The sequence below is a fragment of the Streptomyces sp. NBC_01474 genome, from assembly GCF_035918215.1.
Taxonomy (GTDB): Bacteria; Actinomycetota; Actinomycetes; order Streptomycetales; family Streptomycetaceae; genus Streptomyces; species Streptomyces aureus.
Genome location: NZ_CP109449.1, coordinates 3,898,035 through 3,915,848 on the forward strand (window position 1 = coordinate 3,898,035; position 17,814 = coordinate 3,915,848).

A 17,814-nucleotide genomic window follows, 5' to 3' on the forward strand; every position below is an offset into this window, starting at 1 on the left:
CCCGGCTGTGACCCCGTGCGCGAGCTCAGTTGTCGCGCTTCTCCTTGATCTTCGCGGCCTTGCCGCGCAGGTCGCGCAGGTAGTAAAGCTTCGCGCGACGCACGTCACCGCGGGTGACGAGCTCGATCTTCTCGACGATCGGGGTGTGCACCGGGAAGGTGCGCTCGACGCCGACGGAGAAGGAGACCTTGCGGACCGTGAAGGTCTCGCGGACACCGGCGCCCTGGCGGCGGATGACTACGCCCTTGAACTGCTGCACACGGGAGCGGTTGCCCTCGATGACGCGGACGTGGACGTTGACGGTGTCACCCGGGCGGAAGGCCGGGATGTCGCTGCGCAGCGACGCGCTGTCGACGGAGTCGAGCAGGTGAGACATGATCGTCTGCTTTCTTCACCGATGCCACAGGTCATCGGCGGGAATGTTCGAAATGAGGATTCGGTAGCTGATCGCGTCGGGCGGGCGTCGTTCCCCCTGTGGCAGGGGCGCACGCTGGACGTACAGCAGCGGCCTATTGTTCCACGGCTTCGGGGTCTCGCCCAAATCGGCCGTCGGGGCCCGGCCGCCAGCCCAGGATGGAGAGCATCTCGCGGTCCTTCTTGTCGAAGACCGAGGGGTCGCAACGCTCCACGAGATCGGGCCTGTTGCGGGTGGTGCGCCGCAGCGCCTCGTCCCTGCGCCAGCGCGCGATCTTGCCGTGGTGGCCACTGAGCAGCACGTCGGGGATGCCCTGGCCGCGCCACTCGGGGGGCTTGGTGTAGACGGGCCCTTCGAGGAGGTTGGCCATGGCGCCGGGCGCGAACGAGTCGTCCCGGTGGGACTCGGCGTTCCCGAGGACCCCGGGCAGCAGTCGCGCGACGGCCTCCGTGACGACAAGTACGGCGGCCTCTCCGCCGGCCAGCACGTAGTCGCCGATGGAGACCTCGTAGACCGGCATCCGGGTCGCGTACTCGTCGATGACGCGGCGGTCGATGCCTTCGTAGCGCGCGGGCGTGAAGACCAGCCAGGGGCGCTCGGAGAGCTCGACGGCGAGTTCTTGGGTGAAGGGGCGGCCGCTGGGCGTGGGGACGACGAGGGCGGGGCCGTGGGACCCGGTCTCGTAGCCGTCGGCGAGCACGTCGTCGAGGGCGTCGCCCCAGGGGCCGGTCTTCATGACCATGCCGGGGCCGCCGCCGTACGGGGTGTCGTCGACCGTGTTGTGCCGGTCGTACGTCCACTCCCTGAGGTCGTGCACCCGTACGTCGAGCTGCCCGCGCGCGCGGGCCTTGCCGACGAGGGAGACGTTCAGTGGGTCGAGGTACTCGGGAAAGATCGTGACGACGTCGAGCCGCATCAGACGCCGCCCGCCTCGGAGCCCTTGCCCGAGTCGTCGCCGGAGTCGTCGCCCGCGTCGCGGCTGGAGGCGATCTCGGCGCGGTCGTCGATGAGTCCGGGCGGCGGGTCGATGATCGCCCGCTGCTCCTCGAGGTCGATCTCGGTGACGATCTCCTCGACGAAGGGGATCAACACCTCGCTGCCGTCGGGGCGCTCCACGATGAACAGGTCCTGCGAGGGCAGGTGCGAGATCTCGGTGATCCGGCCGACCTCGACACCGTCCGTGGTGACCACGTCCAGGTCCATCAGCTGGTGGTCGTAGTACTCGTCCTCGTCCTCCGGCAGTTCCTCCGGGTCGACCTCGGCGATGAGGAGCGTGTTGCGCAGCGCCTCGGCGGCCGTACGGTCGCGTACGCCCTCGAAGCGGAGCAGGAGGCGGCCGCTGTGCACGCGGCCGGTCTCGATCGTCAGCGGCCCCGTGGAGGCGGGGTCGGTGGCGAGCACGGCACCGGGGCCGAGCCGCAGCTCGGGCTCGTCGGTGCGTACCTCGACGGTGACCTCGCCCTTGATGCCGTGGGCGCGGCCGATGCGCGCGACTACCAGCTGCACGTGAACAACTCTCCTGTCATACGGCCACGGGCCGGGGACGGCCCTGAGGCCCTCCCCGGCCCGAGCCGGTGCTTCATCTGTCGCCGAACCGTTGGTCCGGCTCAGCGAACCTGGTCCACGTCGACGAGGTCGACGCGGACACCGCGGCCGCCGATGGCGCCCACGACGGTACGCAGGGCACGCGCGGTGCGGCCGTTGCGACCGATCACCTTGCCGAGGTCGTCGGGGTGAACCCGGACCTCGAGCACGCGCCCACGGCGCAGGTTGCGCGAGGCGACCTGCACATCGTCGGGGTTGTCGACGATGCCCTTCACGAGGTGCTCAAGAGCCTCCTCGAGCATGCTCAGGCCTCGGTGGACTCGGTGGACTCGGCCGGGGCCTCGTCCGCCTTCTTGTCAGCCTTCTTGGCCTTCGGGGTGATGGCCTCGCCCTTGGCGTCGTCGCCCTCGAGACCCTTGGTGAAGGCCTCGAACGCGGCGCGCTTGTCCTTGGGCTCCGCGACGAGCAGCGGCGCGGGGGCCGGCAGGCCCTTGTGCTTCTGCCAGTCACCGGTGAGCTTCAGGATGGCCATGACCGGCTCGGTCGGCTGGGCGCCGACGGACAGCCAGTACTGGGCACGCTCCGAGTTGACCTCGATGCGCGAGGGGTTCTGCACCGGGTGGTACAGGCCGATCTCCTCGATGGCCCGGCCGTCACGGCGGGTACGGGAGTCGGCGACGACGATGCGGTAGTGAGGCGAACGGATCTTGCCCAGACGCTTCAGCTTGATCTTGACTGCCACTGGAGTGGTGTCTCCTGGTCTTGACGTGGTTGGGCACAACGGGATGCCACGTGGGGTTGCGGTACTCGGAGTGCCCGATGGACGCGTCAGCCGGAGGCGAGAGGGTTCCTATGCGGCTGTCGAGTACAGCTAGCCATTGTGCCATACGCCGGCGGGGCGGCCGAACCTGGTCCGAACTCCCCGCAGCAGGTCGCGCACCCTCACCGAAGACCGGCCGGAGATCACCCGACGCCCGCGCCGACGGCCTCCGGGATGCGGAACGGCTTGCCGCAGCCGCCGCAGACGATCGGGGCCTGGGCGAGGACCGAGGGCACCACGCGCACATTGCGCCCGCAGTCGCAGACCGCCTTGACGCGGACGCCGCCCCCGGAGGAGCCGTGCCGCGCGGCCGGGCCGCGGAAGCTGCGCTTGGTGTCCGCGGCCGTGGCCACGGTGTGCGCCTTGAGGGCGCTCTTGAGCCGCTCGATCGTCGGCCGGTAACGCTGCTTCGCCTCGGGGTTGAGCGTCACCAGCGAGAAGCCGCTGCTGGGGTGCGGTTCCTCGGGATGGTCGAGGCCCAGCTCTTCGGCGATGGCGAGGAATCTGCGGTTGTGGTACCGGCCGGCGCGGGAGGTGTCGCGGACTCCTCGGGCGGCGGCGATGCCATGGACTGCCTCATGGAGGAGTCGCTCGAAGGAGAGTTCGTGTCCGCAGGCGGACGACGACTCCCCGATCAGGGATTCGGGCGCGGCTAGATCTGGCAGCTCGGGGTGGTGCCGCTGAATGTCGGCCCACGCCTGTGCCAGCTCTGCGGCGAGAACAGGTGGTGTCGTGCTCACGTCGTGACAACGAGCCGGGATGCCTCTGTGTTCCTATTCCGGGGCATCCCAAATAATTTGCACGTACCAGTCAGTTGCCGCTCATGCGTCCGGACGAGGGCGGGTGCGCTGATCTGCGGAGAAGCCTCACAGCTCACACCAAGGTGGTGCGTAGGTATACGTACGCCCCGGCGCGTAGACGATGTCCGCACGCCGGGGCGACTGTGTCCCTCTGATGCGCAAGGGGCCTTTCGGCCTCTCTCGCGCCGCTCGCTTCGCAGGTGCGGTGGCTCAGTACGCGCGTGCCACGACGGCGACGTTACCCGCCGCGTCATCCGCGTCCGGCACCGCCCCGTCCTCGGTGACCAGACACCGTACGGAGACGGAATGCTCGGCCAGCGCGGCCTCGCCCGCCTCGCCGAGCGTGGCCCACGGGATGCGGGCCCAGCCGCCCGAAGCGGCGGCCTCGACGGCCTCGTCGACCGTCGTCACATCGGCCGTACGGGACTCGCGGCGCTCGCGGGCCTGCTTCAGGAGCAGCGCCTGGTCCTCCTCCAGGACGGTGGGCAACAGCGTGGCGAGCGCCTCGACGGCCACCGGCTCCTTGCCGCCCGGGATGCGCCTGGCCAGCATCGCCGTGCCGTTCTCCAGGTCGCGCGGGCCGATCTCGACACGTACGGGCACTCCCTTGAGTTCCCAGTCGACGGCGCGGCGGCCGAACGGGGTGTCCGTGCGGTCGTCGACATGCACGCGGATCCCGGCCGCCTCGAGGGCGCCGCCGATCTCGTGGACCTTGGCCAGAACGGCGTCGTCCCCCTTGATGGCCAGCACCACGACCTGCGTGGGGGCGAGCCGGGGCGGGATCCTCAGGCCGTTGTCGTCGCCGTGCATCATCACGAGCGCGCCGATCATGCGGGTGGTCGATCCCCAGGAGGTCTGCCAGACCAGTTCCTGCTTGCCCTCCTTGGACAGGTACTGGGTGTGGAAGGCCCTGGCGAAGTTCTGGCCGAGTTCGTGACTGGTGCCCAGCTGGAGGGCCTTGCCGTCGCCCATCATCCCTTCGAGCGTGAGGGTGTTGATGGCGCCGGCGAAGCGCTCCTTGGCGGTCTTGCGGCCGAGCACGAGGTCCATCGCGAGGACGTCCTGCATGAAGTCCGCGTACACGTGCCGGTGGATGCGGGCCGCGAAGTCGCGCGCCTCCTCGTACGTGGCGTGCGCGGTGTGGCCCTCCTGCCACAGGAACTCCGTGGTGCGCAGGAAGAGTCGGGGGCGCAGCTCCCAGCGGACGACGTTCGCCCACTGGTTGATGAGGAGGGGCAGGTCGCGGTAGCTCTGCACCCATTTGGCGAAGTACTCGTTGATGATCATCTCGGAGGTGGGGCGGACGACGGCGGGCTCCTCCAGCTCCTTGCCGCCGCCGTGCGTGACCACGGCGAGTTCGGGCGCGAACCCCTCGACGTGCTCGGCCTCCTTGTGGAGGTACGACTGCGGGATCAGGAGCGGGAAGTACGCGTTCTGGGTGCCCGTCTCCTTGATGCGGGTGTCCATGTCCTGCTGCATCCGCTCCCACAGGCCGTAGCCGTACGGTCGGATGACCATCGTGCCGCGCACTGGACCGTTGTCGGCCAGTTCGGCCTTGCTGACGATGTCCTGGTACCAGCGCGGGAAGTCCTCTGCCTGAGGCGTGAGAACGGGTGTCTTGGCCATGGCGCGCATGCTACGGCGCGATTACGCCCGGTCGGCAATCTTTTTACCCCCGTCCGGCCGTGCGGCGCAGGCCGGCGCGCAGCGCGCGAAGGCCCTTGGGAACACCCCCTAGACGGGACGACGGATGCGGAGTTCTCTGGCATACGGGGGAACTGCGAGCGCACATGTACGGGGGCGGACGAACCGCAGGAACACGCCACACCAGTAACTCTCGGCGGATTGGGGCGCTTTCGATGACACCTACGCTCGTGCAGCGGCACCTCCCCCACCCGGGGCGCGCGCCCCGGGTGGACCTGTGCGCACGCGCGCGTGACTGGGCGGAGATACAGGAACGGATGCTGGTCCCGCTCTACGAAGCGGTCTACGAACGGCTGGAGGTCGGCGAAGCGGCCGGCACCCGGCTTCTCGGCCTCGGCTGCGGCTCGGGGCTCGCCCTTTTGATGGCGGCGTCGCGGGGCGCGGCGGTCACGGGCGTCGAGGCGGCCGCGCCCGAGCGGCTCGCACTGGCCAGAGAGCGTCTCCAGGGCGAGACGTGGCGCACACGCGCGCGTGGCGACACGCGACTGACCGAAGGGGGCCCCGGGGACGCGGCGGAACCGGACGATCCGCCGTACAACCTGATCACCGCGTTCCAGCCGGTCGGCTGCATGGCGGGTGACTCCGAGGGACTCGGCGCGCTCCTGGAGTCGGCGTCGCCGTTCGCCGAGCGGGGTACTCCCGTGGTGCTGGCCGGCTGGGGTCCGCCGGAGCGGTGCGCGACGTCGTCGGTCCTGCGGGTCGCGACGAAGCTCGCCGATCCGCTGCGCAGCGCGGGCAGTTGGCGGCCCGCGCTCCGCGATGACCTGGAGGAGGTCACACATCGGGCCGGGCTCAGGCCGGACGGCTCCGGCCGGGTCGCCTGTCCGTTCGGCTACGCGGACGTGGACAGCGCCGTGCGCGGGCTGCTGTCGACGGGGCTGTTCGACGCGGCGATCGGCGCGACGGACCGGTCCCAGGTCGAGAAGGAGATGACGGAGGCGCTGCATCCGCATCAGCGGCAGGACGGGACGGTGTGGATGCCGAACGTGTTCCGCTACGTGATCGCGCGCACCCCGTGACGGTCGCTAGTGGTCCGTCGCCGCCCCCTGGCCGTCGGTGTCCTGAGTCCCCTCAGTCCCCTCAGTTCCCTGAGTCCCCTGCGTCTCCTCGTCCTTGGTGAGGCGGATGACGCCGGCGACGCGGTAGGCCTCCGCCTCGTCCAGGGTCTCGTTCGCGAGGAGTGCCGCGGCCAGGGCGTCCAACTGGCCGCGGTGGTCGCGGAGTTTGGCGCAGGCCTCCTCGTAGCACTCGTCGACGATGCGGCGCATCTCGTGGTCGATGGTGTCGAGGGTGTGCGGTGCGGCGGAGAGCCCGTACGCCTGCTGGGCGTCGCTCGGCAGGGCGGAGAGGCGGCCGATCCGGTCACTCATGCCCCAGCGGGCGACCATGCCGCGCGCGATGTTGGTGACCTGCTCGAGGTCGTTCTCGGCGCCGGTGGTAACGACCCCGTATACGACCTGTTCGGCCGCCATGCCGCCGAGCGCGCCGATGATGCGGCCGCGCAGGTACTCCTCCGTGTAGGCGTATCTGTCGATGTCGGGCGTGGAGAGGGTGACGCCGAGTGCGCGGCCGCGCGGCACGATGGTGATCTTGCGGACGGGGTCGGCGCCGGGCTGGAGCATGCCGAGCAGGGCGTGGCCGCTCTCGTGGTAGGCGGTGCGGCGGCGTTCCTCGTCCGGCATGACGAGGGGCCGTTCGGCGCCCAGTTGGACCTTTTCCAGTGCCTGGGAGAGGTCGGTCTGGGTGACTTCCTTCTGCTGGCGTTTGACGGCGAGGAGGGCGGCCTCGTTGGTGAGGTTGGCGAGGTCGGCGCCGGTCATGCCCGGGGTCGTGCGGGCGACCTGCAGCAGGTCCACGTCCGGGGCGAGCGGGATCTGCCGGGTGTGGATCCTGAGGATGGCCTCGCGGCCGCCGCGGTCGGGCGGGCTGACGGTCACGACGCGGTCGAAGCGGCCGGGACGGGTGAGGGCCGGGTCGAGGACGTCCGCGCGGTTGGTGGCCGCGATGACGATGACGCCCTCGGAGCCCGAGAAGCCGTCCATCTCGGTGAGGATCTGGTTGAGGGTCTGTTCGCGCTCGTCGTGGCCGCCCATGGCGGAGCCGCCGCCGCGGGCCCGGCCGATGGTGTCGATCTCGTCGATGAAGATGATCGAGGGCGCCACCTTGCGGGCCTCGGCGAAGAGTTCGCGTACGCGCGAGGCGCCGACTCCGACGATCATCTCGATGAACTCGGAGGCGGACGCGGAGAAGAACGGGACCCCGGCCTCGCCCGCGACGGCCCTGGCCAGGAGCGTCTTGCCGGTTCCCGGCGGGCCCGACAGGAGGACGCCGCGAGGCATCTTCGCGCCCATCTCGCGATAGGCGTCGGGGTTCTTGAGGAAGTCGACGACGTCACTGAGCTCGCCCTGCACCTCGTCGATGCCGGCGACGTCCGCGAACGTGGTGCGCTGCATGCCGGGCTCCAGCTCGACCGGCTTGGGCGGCTGCTTGCGCCCGAGCATGCCTCCCCCCATGCCGCCGCCCATGCCCTGCCGCATCCGCCGCGCGATGAAGATCCACAGCACGACGAGCAGGAACATCGGGGCGAGGGAGATGAGGAGGTTGGCGAGGAAGCTGCGCTCCTGGACGACCGGTGAGGCCGTCACGGTGACGTTGTGCTTCTCCAGGTTCGCCCAGAGGTTGTCGTCCGCGAAGGACGGCCGCTGGGTCTTGAACTTGGTGTAGTTCTTGCTCGAGCTGTCACTGCCGTCCGGCGTGGGCTGTTCCTTCTTGAGCTGGCCCTGGATCGCGTCGCCCTTGGAGTAGATCTTGTCGACGTTGTTGTCGGCGACCTGCTTGCTGAACTCGGTGTACGAGATCGTCGGCTCGTTGCCCTGGTTGAAGAACGAGAGCACGAGGTTGGCGATGAGGTAGACGATCAGGGCGGTGAGGATGAGGCCGCCCCAGCCGCCCGGCATCTTCTTCCGCGGCGTTTTGGCGGGCTGTGGAGGCGGCGCCCCCTCGGAGCGCCACGGCTGGTCTGTCCGGTCGCGCGGGGGTACGGGGTTGGCCACGCCTGCTCTCCTCCTGCCGTCACGCCTCCCGCCCATGACCGCACACATCCGGGACCCTTGCCAGTATCCAGAATCCTGGTTACTGTCCGGGCTGTGAACGGTTTCGACGAGCGCTTCCTTACGCGCAACGGCCTCGCGGCCCGCCAGCTCGCGGTCCTGCTGCTCAACCACGAGCCCGACACACGACTGCCCCGGGTCCGCGACTTCGCCGAGGAACTGGGATGCGGAAACGGCACGGTTCAGGCCGCCCTGCGGCTCCTGGAGGAGTCCGGCGCCATCGAGACCGCCGCACGCGGCCACCTGGGCACCTTCCTGGTGCGCTCCGAGCGCTCCACACTGTGGCGCCTCTCCGGCCTCGGCACCCTGCTCGCCGCGATGCCCCTCCCCTACTCCCGCCGCTACGAGGGCCTGGCCACCGGTCTGCGTACCGCCTTCGAGGAGGCGGGCACACCGTTCGCGATCACGTTCATGCGTGGCGCGGGCGCCCGGACCACGGCCCTGCTCGAAGGCAAGGTCGACCTGGTCGTGCTGTCGCGCTTCGCCGCCGACCGGCTGATCGAGGAACATCCGGTGGAGCTTGTCGCCGACCTGGGCCCAGCCACGTATGTCGGTGCCCACGGGCTGCTGCTGCGCGAGGGCGCCTCGCTCGACGCGCCCGGCCTGCGGGTCGCCGTGGACCCCACCTCCGAGGACCAGCGGATGCTCGCCGAGCGCGCGTTCGCCGGACGCACCGACATCGAGTGGGTCGAGTCCTCGTACATGCAGCTGCGGGACCTGTTCGCGCAGAAGCTGGCCGACGCCACCGTCTGGAACCTCGACGAGGTGCAGGGCCGGACAGGGATGGGCGGGGAGGTGCTGCCGCTGGGCGACGAGGTCACCCGTGATCTGTCCCTGCGCAACTCCAGCGCGGCGATCATCGGCAGGACCGAGGGCGCGAAGGCACTCTCCGCGGTGCGGGACGCGGTCGACCTGTCGACCGTGACGTCACTGCAGGCCGAGGTGTTGCGGGGCGAGCGCGTGCCGTCGTACTGAGCCGGCGGGGGTGGGGCCGGAAGAACCCGCCACCCTTCCCCGACCTGAATATCCAGAATCCTGATTATTGTCGAATTCTCAGTGGAACCCGGAAGGAGATCCCATGGACGACCAACTCGCCCTCCGCATCCGGTTGTTCCGCGAAGGCGGCCAGGTCAGGCCCGAGGTCGCCGACTTCGTGACCGTCGAACTCACCGCCCTCGCGGAACGCGGGAACGAGGTCACCGAGCAGACCGCCGGCATGCTCACCAGCCATCTGATGATGGCGCTGACCCGGCTCGTCGACGGGGAGCCGATCGAGCAGTTCCTCACCGACGAGCAGGTGGCCGCGGAACTGGCCGGCCACCCCCACGCCGTGGCCGGCGCCCGCGAGGTCGCCGCCCGCGCCCGCGAACAGCTCGGCGCCGCCCTGCCCGACTCCGAGGTCAACTTCCTGGCCATGCATCTCGCGGTGCTGGCGGGACAGCCGTCAACCGACTCCCAACCCCCAAGGACCACCCCATGATGAAGATCCTCACCGGCGGCGTAGGCAAGGTCGAGGTCACCGGGACCGTCAAGGCGCTCGCCCTCGACGGCGTCGACATCGTCGTCTCCAGCGACATGGACGCCGCGATGAAGCTCCGCGCGGGCCAGGCCGACTTCTACCTCGGCACCTGTCACACCGGCGCCGGCGCCTCGCTCGGCGTCCTCGTCGGGCTCATGGGCCGGCCCGCGTGCCACACCTTCGGACGTTCCGTACCGACCGAGGACCAGGTCAACTCCCTGCTCGACCAGGGCAAGAAGGTCTTCGGCTTCTCCATGGACCAGATCGACGTCATCGCTCCGCTGATCGCCCGCGCCATCGCCGCGCGCGCCTGATCACACCAGGCACCTCCGCCCCGGGCACGAAGGAGATCCCGTGAACACCACTCTCGCCGCAGGTGCGAACCTCGACTTCTCTCTCGCACAGCAGTTGACCGTGATCGCCCTGTGCGCGCTGACCGCGTTCATCTCGCACATGGCGCTGGCCGTCTTCAACGACGGTGTACGCCCGTTCATGCTGGACTTCATCCAGGGCCGGTCCACCCGCAGCGCCACCACCGCGGTCTCCTTCGGGCTCTCCGCCGGGTTCATCTTCGGTCTCGGCGCGCCGATGGCCCTGTCCACCGGCGTACTCAACCCGTGGCTACTGTTCCTGCCCACGGACATCCTCGGGCTCCTCGCCCCGAAGAAGTGGATCGCCCCGATCCTGGGCGGTGCCTGGGGCGCCGTCGTCGTGTTCGGCCTGAACGGCGCGAACAACGTGGCCCACGACCTGCCGGTCGACTTCCTCACCGCGATGCAGCAGATGTCGACGCCGATCCTGTTCCTGTTCACGCTGTTCCCGGTGCTGGCGATCACCAAGCAGTTCGGGCGCGTGTGGGGCGGCGTCGCGGGTGTCCTCGAACTGGCTCTGGTCGTGATGACCATGAAGATCTGGCCGAACATGTTCGCGGGCGCGCTCGCCATGGCGGTCGGTGTCCTGATGCTCATCGGCCTCGCGATCGCCAAGGACGTCCGGGAGCGCAAGGCCGCCCGGGCCGAGGGCGGCGGTGTCGAGGAAGTGGTCCTCGCGGACGACCCGATGGTGTCGCTGTTCAGCTCCAGCGCGGCGAGACTGCGCACGTTCCTGCCGCTGTTCATGGTGCTCGGCGCGGGTGTCTGCGTACTCGCGCAGATGCACATATTCGGCGGTGGCGAGGCCACCAGCTTCCTGATCGCGAAGGGGCACTACAGCGAGGCCGCCCAGGTGGACTTCTACCGGGTGTTCGGCTTCATCCCGCTGATCGCGACGACGGCGCTCGCCTCGGGGGCGTACGGCATCGCGGGCTTCACGCTCGTCTATCCCATCGGCTACCTGCTGCCGAACCCGTTCCTCGCGGCGATCGTCGGCGCGGCCGTGTTCGCCGTCGAGGTGCTCGCCCTCTCCTACATCGGCAAGTTCCTCGGCAAGCTGCCGAGCGTGCGCGACTCGTCGGAGCATCTGCGCAGTGCCATCACCGACACGCTCCAGCTGGCGATCCTCTTCGGTTCGCTGATGGCGGCCAACGCCATGGGCGCCGGTCTCGGCATCCTCGTCGTCGGCGGGCTCTATCTGCTGAACGAGGCGATGGGCCGGCCGATCGTACGGATGGCGGCAGCTCCCGCCGCGGTGATCGTCGGCGGCATCCTGCTCAACCTCCTGTACTGGCTCGACCTGTTCACCCCCGTCAAGGGCTGAGGGCGGGTACGTACGCCAGGAAGGAAACCCACCGCACCATGCACACCCCGCACCTCATCCACACCGTCACCGGCCCGCTCCCCGCGGCTGCCGTACGTGGCCCGGCCCTCGCCCACGAGCATCTGGTGCTCGATCTCGACCGGCGCGGCGACGGCGGCGCGGTCCTCGACGCCGAGGTGCACGGACCGGCCGTCACGGCCGAACTGGCCGCTCTGCGCGAGGAGTTCGGCCTCGGCCTGGTGATCGAGCTGACCTGCCGCGGCATGGGGCGCGACCCGCGCGCCCTGGCCCGGATCTCCCGGGACGCGCAGGTCGCCGTCGTCGCGGCCACCGGCTGGTACTACGAGCCGTTCCACACGCCCGAGCTGGCCGGCGCGGGGGTCGGGCAGCTGGCCGGCACGCTGGTCCTCGAGATCGACGGCGGTCTCGGGTCCACGGGCGTCCGGCCGGGCGTCCTCGGCGAGGTCGGCAGCCACGGTGACGTGCCCAGCGAGCCGGAGTCGCGTGCGCTGCGCGCCGCGGCGCGGGCCGCCGTCGCCACGGGCCTGTCGGTCGCCACGCACGCGCAGCTCGGCCGCGGCGGGCTCGCCCAGCTGGAGCTGCTCACGGCCGAGGGCCTCGCCCCGCACCGGATCTCGGTCGGCCACCAGGACCTCCTCGACGATCCGGCCGTGCACAAGGAGCTGGCCGCGAGCGGCGCGTACGTCGCCTTCGACACGGTCGGCAAGGAGAGCTACCGGAGCGACGACGTCCGGCTCCGACTGCTGCTCGCCCTCCTGGAGGCCGGCTACGCCGACCGTGTCCTGCTCAGCTGCGACATCTCGCGCCACGGCTATCTGGAGCGCGAGGGCGGTCAGGGTTACGGGCATCTGTTCCGGTCGTTCCTGCCCCGGGCGCGTGCCGCGGGCGTGGACGACGCCCTGGTGGACCTGATCACGCGCCGCAATCCGCTGCGCTTCCTGACCGGCGCGAGCGTGGAGGAGATCTGACGATGACACCCACCCACTCGGCCGCACCCGCGCTCCCCGAGACGTTCCCGCTCGCCACGATCCCGGTCGACGAGGCGATGGCCCGGCAGTTCCGGCTGATCGAGTGCACCGCCGCGCACTTCGCGGGCGAGGAACTGTTCAGCGCCGACGCGGGCGTCGTGCCCGGTCTCGGCCGGCCCCGCACGACCGCCAAGGCCGAGGCGGTGCTCGCCGACTTCTTCGGGGCCGAGGACGCCGCGTTCGTCCAGGGCGCGGGCACCGGAGCGATCCGTGCCGCGTTGAACGCCGCCGTGAGCCCGGGCGATCCACTGCTGATCCACAGGGCTCCGGTGTACCGGAGCACCGAGGTCACGCTGCGCGGCATCGGCGTGCACACCGAAGAGGTCGACTTCAACGACCTGGGCGCGCTGCGCGAGGCCCTCGCGTCGGGGCGCTTCCGGTGGGCGTACGTCCAGCACACCCGGCAGCGGCTCGGCGACTCGTACGACCCGGGCGAGGTGCTCGCCGCGTGCCGGGTGGCCGGGGTACGCACGGTCGTCGACGACAACTACGCCGTGCTGCGCGTGCCCGCGTCGGGGGTCGAACTCGGCGCGGACGCCTCCTGCTTCTCGCTGTTCAAGCTGCACGGGCCCGAAGGCGTGGGAATCGTCGTCGGGGCGCGTGACCTCGTCGCACGGGTCCGGGCGGACAACTACTCGGGCGGTGGTCAGGTCCAGGGCCATCAGGCGCTGGACGTGCTGCGCGCCCTGACGCACGTGCCGGTGATGTGGGCGGTGCAGTCGCGGGTGGGCGCCCAGGTCGCCGAGCGGCTCGCCGCCGGTGAGGTGGACGGCGTCGCCGAGGTGCGGCTCGCGAACGCCCAGGACCGGTGTCTGCTCGTGCGTCTCGACCGACCTGTCGCGCGGGAACTCCCCTCTGTCGCCGCCCGGTTCGGCGCCGCGCCCTATCCCGTCGGCTCCAACTCCCGTTACGAGATCGCGCCGCTGTTCTACCGCATGTCCAGCTCGTCCCTCGACGACTCCCCCGGGCTCGCGGACTGGACGGTGCGGATCAATCCGATGCGGGCGGGCGCCGACCTCGTGATCGACATCCTGCGCCGCTCCCTCGACGTACTGAAGCACCACGCAAAGGACGACTGACCGTGTTCCTCGACAGTCTGCTCACCCGCAACCCCGAGCTCGTCGACGCCGCGGCCGACCTCCACCGGCGGGGCGCGATCCCGCCCGACACGTACGTCATGGATCTCGACGCGATCGAGTCGAACGCCGCGCTGCTCGCCGCCGAGGCCGACCGGCTCGGGCTCACCCTCTGGTTCGTCGTGAAGCAGCTCGGCCGCAACCCCGAGCTGATCAGGGCGATCGCCCGGCACATCCCGAAGTACGCGGCCATCGACGCGCCGGAGGCACGCACCCTGCACGCGGCGGGGGCGCGGGCGGGCAATCTCGGCCACCTCGCGCAGATCCCGCGCCGCGCGCTGCCCGAGATGCTGGCCTGGCGCCCGGAGACCGTGACCGTCTTCGACGTCGACAACGCCCGCGCGGTCTCGGACGCGGCCCGAGCGCAGGGCTTCGTCCAGGACGTCCTCGTGCGCCTCGAAGGAGCGGAGGGCGCGGTCTATCCCGGGCAGGAAGGTGGCCTTCCGCTCGGCGCGCTCGACGACTTCGCGGCCGCCGTCGAACAGTTGCCGGGAGTGCGGATCGCGGGCGTCACCGCGTTCCCGTGCATCCTGTGCGACCCGGCGACAGGCACGCCACACCTCACCGCCAACTTCGAACTCGCCGTCAAGGCAAGGGAGTTGCTCACCTCGCGCGGCTACGAAAGCCTGAAGCTGAGCGCCCCGAGCGCCACCTCCATGGCCAGTCTCCCCCTCCTCGCCGAGCACGGCGCGACCCACGGCGAGCCGGGCCACTCGCTCACCGGCACCACACCCCTGCACGCCCGCGACGCCGGCCAGCCCGAGAAGCCCGCGTACGTCTACGTCACCGAGGTCGCCCATACCCTCGCCGACGGCCGGCCCGCCGTGTTCGGCGGCGGCTTCTACCCCCGCGCGCACATCGGTTCGGCGCTGCTGCCCCACTCGGGCCGGCGCCTCGCGGTGCAGGACGCGCCCGCGGAGAACATCGACTACTACCGGCTGCTCGACGCGCCCACCCCCGGCCACGCCGTCACGGCGGGCGACACGGCGCTGCTCGCGTTCCGCACGCAGATCTTCGTGACCCGCTCGACGGTCGCGGTGGTGGCGGGCCTGTCGTCCGGGTCGCCGCGCCTGACCGGCCTGTACGACGCGCAGGGAAGGGCCCTGTGATGAGCAGGACCGTCATCGTCGTCGTCGACGGATTCGGTGTCGGCGCCATGCCGGACGCGGGGGCCCTGCGCCCCGGCGACCTGGCGGCGGACACCTGCGGACACGTGCTCGACAGGTGCCGCGAGGCGTTCGGGCGGCCGCTGCGACTGCCCGCGCTCGGCGCGCTCGGGCTCGGCCTGGTGCACCCGCACCCGGACCTCGCAAGGCACACCCATCTGCCGGTCGCGGCGGGCCGGGCCGGGCTCGGCTACCCCGGCGCGGACACGTACGCGGGCCACCAGACGATGATGGGCGCCGACTTCGGCCGGGTGACGGTGGCGCGGCTCGGCGACCACCTCGACGAGGTCACCGCGGCCCTGGAGGCCGCGGGCCACCGGGTCGAACTCCTCGGTGGCAGGCCCCTGTTGGTGGTCGACGGGGTCCTGCTCGTGCACGACAACCTGGAGGCCGACCCCGGTATCAACTGGAACGCCTCGGGCCGCCTCGACGACCTGGGCTTCGACGGGATCCTCTCCGTCGCGCGCACGGTCCGCGCGGTGGCGCCCGTCGCGCGGGTGATCGCGGTGGGCGGCCACGCGAGCGGTCCGCTCTCCGACTTCGTACGCGAAGGGGACGGCGGCACGGTCGGCCTCGACACCCCGGCGAGCGGCTTCTATCGCAACGGTGGCCTCGAAGTGCGGCATCTCGGCGCGGGCCTCGACCACACGCGCCAGCTCCCGGACCTCGCGGCGCGGGCCGGGATCCCCGTCACGCTCGTCGGGAAGGCCGCGGACATCCTGGCCTGCGACGAGGCGGTGCGGCGCCCGGCCGTGCCGACCGCGGACGTGCTCGCGTACACGCTCGAAGCCGTGCGCGCGGAGGGCGAGGCGCTGGTCGTGGCCAATGTGCAGGAGAGCGATCTGGCCGGGCACCAGCAGGACGTGGAGCGCTACGGGCACGTCCTGGAGCAGGTCGACGCGGGGCTCGCGGCGCTCGTCTCGCTGCTCGACGCGGACGGCGACCGGCTGATCGTGACCGGCGACCACGGCAACGACCCGACGATCGGCCATGCCTTCCACACCCGGGAGTTCGTGCCGGTCCTCGTCCACCGCCCGGGTGCGGCCGGTGTCGAACTGCTGCCGGACGCGGGCAGCCTGGCGGACGTGGGCGCGACGGCCGCGGCGGCGCTCGGCCTCGATCCGGCAAGGCTCGCGAACGGCACGGAGATCAGCCGGGCGGCGGCGCGAGCAGCCTGACCCGCCCATGCGTAAGGGGCGCCCGCAATGGCGGGCGCCCCTTACACATGTCTACGAAGTGGCCGGTCAGCCCATGAACTTCTTGAACTCGTCGGGCAGTTCGAAGTTCTTGTCCTGGTCGGCGGCGGGCAGGCCGAACGCGTTGCCGCTCTGGCCCGCGGCCTCGCGGCGCGCCACCTCTTCCTCTTCCTGCTGCTTGCGCTTCATCGGGTTGCCGGAGCGCTGCTTGCCCTTGGCCTGCTTCTGCTTCTTCTTCTGCCGGCCGGGGCCGCCGCCCATGCCCGGCATCCCGGGCATCCCCGGCATGCCGCCGCCCTGCGCCATGCGCGACATCATCTTGCGGGCCTCGAAGAACCGCTCGACGAGGTTCTTCACCGCGCTGACCTCGACGCCCGAACCACGGGCGATACGGGCACGGCGCGAACCGTTGATGATCGTGGCGTCCGCGCGCTCGGCCGGGGTCATCGACTTGATGATGGCGGCCGTACGGTCGACGTCACGCTCGTCGAGGTTGTTGATCTGGTCCTTCATCTGCGCCATGCCGGGCAGCATCCCGAGCAGCTTGGAGATGGAGCCCATCTTCCTGACCTGCTCCATCTGGGCCAGGAAGTCGTCGAGCGTGAAGTCCTGGCCCTTCTTGGAGGCCAGCTTGGAGGCCATCTTCTCGGCCTCCTGCTGCGAGAAGGTCTGCTCGGCCTTCTCGATCAGCGTGAGCATGTCGCCCATGCCGAGGATGCGGGACGCCATGCGGTCCGGGTGGAACGCGTCGAAGTCGTCCAGCTTCTCGCCGTTCGAGGCGAACATGACCTGGCGGCCGGTGACGTGCGCGATCGACAGGGCGGCACCACCACGGGCGTCACCGTCGAGCTTGGAGAGCACCACGCCGTCGAAGCCGACGCCGTCACGGAAGGCCTCGGCGGTGTTGACCGCGTCCTGACCGATCATGGCGTCGACGACGAAGAGGACCTCGTCGGGCGAGACGGCGTCGCGGATGTCCGCGGCCTGCTGCATGAGCTCCTGGTCGATACCCAGGCGGCCGGCGGTGTCGACGATGACGACGTCGTACTGCTTCTGCCGGGCGAACTCGACGGAGTCCTTGGCGACCTGGACCGGGTCGCCCACGCCGTTGCCGGGCTCGGGCGCGTAGATGCCGACGCCGGCGCGCTCGGCGACGACGCTCAGCTGGTTCACGGCGTTGGGGCGCTGGAGGTCACAGGCGACGAGCAGCGGCGCGTGACCCTGCCCCTTCAGCCAGTGGCCGAGCTTTCCGGCGAGGGTCGTCTTACCGGCACCCTGGAGACCCGCGAGCATGATCACGGTGGGCGGGTTCTTGGCGAACCGCAGGCGCCGGGTCTCGCCGCCGAGGATGCCGATGAGCTCCTCGTTGACGATCTTGATGACCTGCTGGGCGGGGTTCAGCGCCTGGGAGACCTCCGCGCCGGCCGCACGCTCCTTGACCTGCTTGATGAAGGCGCGGACGACGGGCAGGGCCACGTCCGCTTCGAGCAGGGCGATACGGATCTCGCGCGCCGTGGCGTCGATGTCCGCCTCGCTGAGGCGCCCCTTGCCGCGGAGGTTCTTGAATGTCGCTGCGAGGCGGTCGGAAAGAGTGTCGAACACGGCGGTCGCGAATCCTCGGGTTGAAGGGCGGGCGGACAGGTCGTCCTCCAGGGTATC

18 protein-coding genes are annotated in these 17,814 nt (G+C 70.6%); 9 read left to right on the plus strand and 9 right to left on the minus strand.

Features of this window, described 5'->3' with window-relative positions:
- Positions 1-25 precede the first annotated feature (25 nt).
- The 7 genes from rplS to proS all read right to left on the minus strand — a co-directional run bounded on the left by rplS (position 26) and on the right by proS (position 5,206).
- A complete protein-coding gene (gene rplS, locus OG758_RS17880) occupies positions 26-376 on the minus strand; it encodes a 50S ribosomal protein L19 (RefSeq protein ID WP_054235359.1) in 351 nt (116 codons plus the stop codon).
- Positions 377-509: 133 nt separating this feature from the next.
- Positions 510-1,331: a tRNA (guanosine(37)-N1)-methyltransferase TrmD gene (trmD, locus tag OG758_RS17885; RefSeq protein ID WP_326710940.1), complete on the minus strand. Its 822-nt coding sequence runs from the start codon at positions 1,329-1,331 to the stop codon at positions 510-512.
- Positions 1,331-1,921, minus strand: coding sequence for a ribosome maturation factor RimM (rimM, locus tag OG758_RS17890; RefSeq protein WP_326710941.1), 591 nt, complete (start codon positions 1,919-1,921; stop codon positions 1,331-1,333). Before rimM ends, trmD begins: the two co-directional genes overlap by 1 nt.
- A gap of 101 nt (positions 1,922-2,022) precedes the next feature.
- Positions 2,023-2,262, minus strand: coding sequence for an RNA-binding protein (locus OG758_RS17895; protein WP_014176063.1), 240 nt, complete (start codon positions 2,260-2,262; stop codon positions 2,023-2,025).
- A gap of 2 nt (positions 2,263-2,264) precedes the next feature.
- Positions 2,265-2,702 (minus strand): 30S ribosomal protein S16, encoded by a 438-nt coding sequence (gene rpsP, locus OG758_RS17900; protein ID WP_116509370.1) that lies wholly within the window; start codon positions 2,700-2,702, stop codon positions 2,265-2,267.
- Between the two features lie 221 nt (positions 2,703-2,923).
- A complete protein-coding gene (locus tag OG758_RS17905) occupies positions 2,924-3,520 on the minus strand; it encodes a hypothetical protein (protein WP_266559563.1) in 597 nt (198 codons plus the stop codon).
- A 270-nt stretch (positions 3,521-3,790) separates the two neighbouring features.
- Positions 3,791-5,206, minus strand: coding sequence for a proline--tRNA ligase (proS, locus tag OG758_RS17910; protein WP_326710942.1), 1,416 nt, complete (start codon positions 5,204-5,206; stop codon positions 3,791-3,793).
- Between the two features lie 233 nt (positions 5,207-5,439).
- On the opposite strand from proS, the gene OG758_RS17915 reads away from it, so the two are divergent.
- A complete protein-coding gene (locus OG758_RS17915) occupies positions 5,440-6,303 on the plus strand; it encodes an SAM-dependent methyltransferase (RefSeq protein ID WP_326710943.1) in 864 nt (287 codons plus the stop codon).
- Between the two features lie 6 nt (positions 6,304-6,309).
- On the opposite strand, the gene ftsH is transcribed toward OG758_RS17915, so the two are convergent.
- Positions 6,310-8,337 carry an ATP-dependent zinc metalloprotease FtsH gene (gene ftsH, locus OG758_RS17920; RefSeq protein WP_326710944.1) on the minus strand — a complete coding sequence of 676 codons (2,028 nt, stop codon included), beginning with the start codon at positions 8,335-8,337 and terminating at the stop codon, positions 6,310-6,312.
- Positions 8,338-8,430: 93 nt separating this feature from the next.
- Here ftsH and yhfZ point away from each other — a divergent pair, with 93 nt between their 5' ends.
- The 8 genes from yhfZ (at position 8,431) to OG758_RS17960 (ending at position 16,137) form a co-directional block, all read left to right on the plus strand.
- Positions 8,431-9,369: a GntR family transcriptional regulator YhfZ gene (gene yhfZ, locus OG758_RS17925; RefSeq protein ID WP_326710945.1), complete on the plus strand. Its 939-nt coding sequence runs from the start codon at positions 8,431-8,433 to the stop codon at positions 9,367-9,369.
- A gap of 103 nt (positions 9,370-9,472) precedes the next feature.
- Complete coding sequence (locus OG758_RS17930; protein ID WP_326710946.1) at positions 9,473-9,874, plus strand: PRD domain-containing protein; 402 nt, start codon at positions 9,473-9,475, stop codon at positions 9,872-9,874.
- The gene (locus tag OG758_RS17935; protein WP_326710947.1) at positions 9,871-10,227 is read left to right on the plus strand and encodes a DUF2620 domain-containing protein; all 357 of its coding nucleotides are present in this window, start codon (positions 9,871-9,873) and stop codon (positions 10,225-10,227) included. Before OG758_RS17930 ends, OG758_RS17935 begins: the two co-directional genes overlap by 4 nt.
- A gap of 40 nt (positions 10,228-10,267) precedes the next feature.
- Positions 10,268-11,608 carry a YhfT family protein gene (locus OG758_RS17940; protein WP_326710948.1) on the plus strand — a complete coding sequence of 447 codons (1,341 nt, stop codon included), beginning with the start codon at positions 10,268-10,270 and terminating at the stop codon, positions 11,606-11,608.
- A gap of 38 nt (positions 11,609-11,646) precedes the next feature.
- Entirely contained in the window at positions 11,647-12,597 is a 951-nt protein-coding gene (locus OG758_RS17945) for a phosphotriesterase family protein (protein ID WP_326710949.1), read from the plus strand.
- 2 nt (positions 12,598-12,599) lie between these two features.
- Complete coding sequence (locus OG758_RS17950) at positions 12,600-13,736, plus strand: aminotransferase class V-fold PLP-dependent enzyme (protein WP_326710950.1); 1,137 nt, start codon at positions 12,600-12,602, stop codon at positions 13,734-13,736.
- Positions 13,737-13,738: 2 nt separating this feature from the next.
- On the plus strand, positions 13,739-14,902 hold the full coding sequence (locus OG758_RS17955; protein ID WP_326710951.1) for a YhfX family PLP-dependent enzyme: 1,164 nt from the start codon (positions 13,739-13,741) through the stop codon (positions 14,900-14,902).
- Complete coding sequence (locus OG758_RS17960; protein ID WP_326710952.1) at positions 14,902-16,137, plus strand: phosphopentomutase; 1,236 nt, start codon at positions 14,902-14,904, stop codon at positions 16,135-16,137. Before OG758_RS17955 ends, OG758_RS17960 begins: the two co-directional genes overlap by 1 nt.
- Positions 16,138-16,203: 66 nt before the next feature.
- Here the strand turns inward: OG758_RS17960 and ffh are convergent, their stop codons facing one another.
- Positions 16,204-17,757: a signal recognition particle protein gene (gene ffh / locus OG758_RS17965; RefSeq protein WP_326710953.1), complete on the minus strand. Its 1,554-nt coding sequence runs from the start codon at positions 17,755-17,757 to the stop codon at positions 16,204-16,206.
- Positions 17,758-17,814 lie beyond the last annotated feature (57 nt).

Excerpts from the sequence above, each read along its gene's own strand:
- rplS (WP_054235359.1), bottom strand. The coding sequence starts at position 376 with ATGTCTCACCTGCTCGACTCCGTCGACAGCGCGTCGCTGCGCAGCGAC.
- trmD (WP_326710940.1), bottom strand. The coding sequence starts at position 1,331 with ATGCGGCTCGACGTCGTCACGATCTTTCCCGAGTACCTCGACCCACTG.
- OG758_RS17895 (WP_014176063.1), bottom strand. The coding sequence starts at position 2,262 with ATGCTCGAGGAGGCTCTTGAGCACCTCGTGAAGGGCATCGTCGACAAC.
- proS (WP_326710942.1), bottom strand. The coding sequence starts at position 5,206 with ATGGCCAAGACACCCGTTCTCACGCCTCAGGCAGAGGACTTCCCGCGC.
- OG758_RS17915 (WP_326710943.1), top strand. The coding sequence starts at position 5,440 with ATGACACCTACGCTCGTGCAGCGGCACCTCCCCCACCCGGGGCGCGCG.
- OG758_RS17930 (WP_326710946.1), top strand. The coding sequence starts at position 9,473 with ATGGACGACCAACTCGCCCTCCGCATCCGGTTGTTCCGCGAAGGCGGC.
- OG758_RS17935 (WP_326710947.1), top strand. The coding sequence starts at position 9,871 with ATGATGAAGATCCTCACCGGCGGCGTAGGCAAGGTCGAGGTCACCGGG.
- OG758_RS17945 (WP_326710949.1), top strand. The coding sequence starts at position 11,647 with ATGCACACCCCGCACCTCATCCACACCGTCACCGGCCCGCTCCCCGCG.
- OG758_RS17950 (WP_326710950.1), top strand. The coding sequence starts at position 12,600 with ATGACACCCACCCACTCGGCCGCACCCGCGCTCCCCGAGACGTTCCCG.
- OG758_RS17960 (WP_326710952.1), top strand. The coding sequence starts at position 14,902 with ATGAGCAGGACCGTCATCGTCGTCGTCGACGGATTCGGTGTCGGCGCC.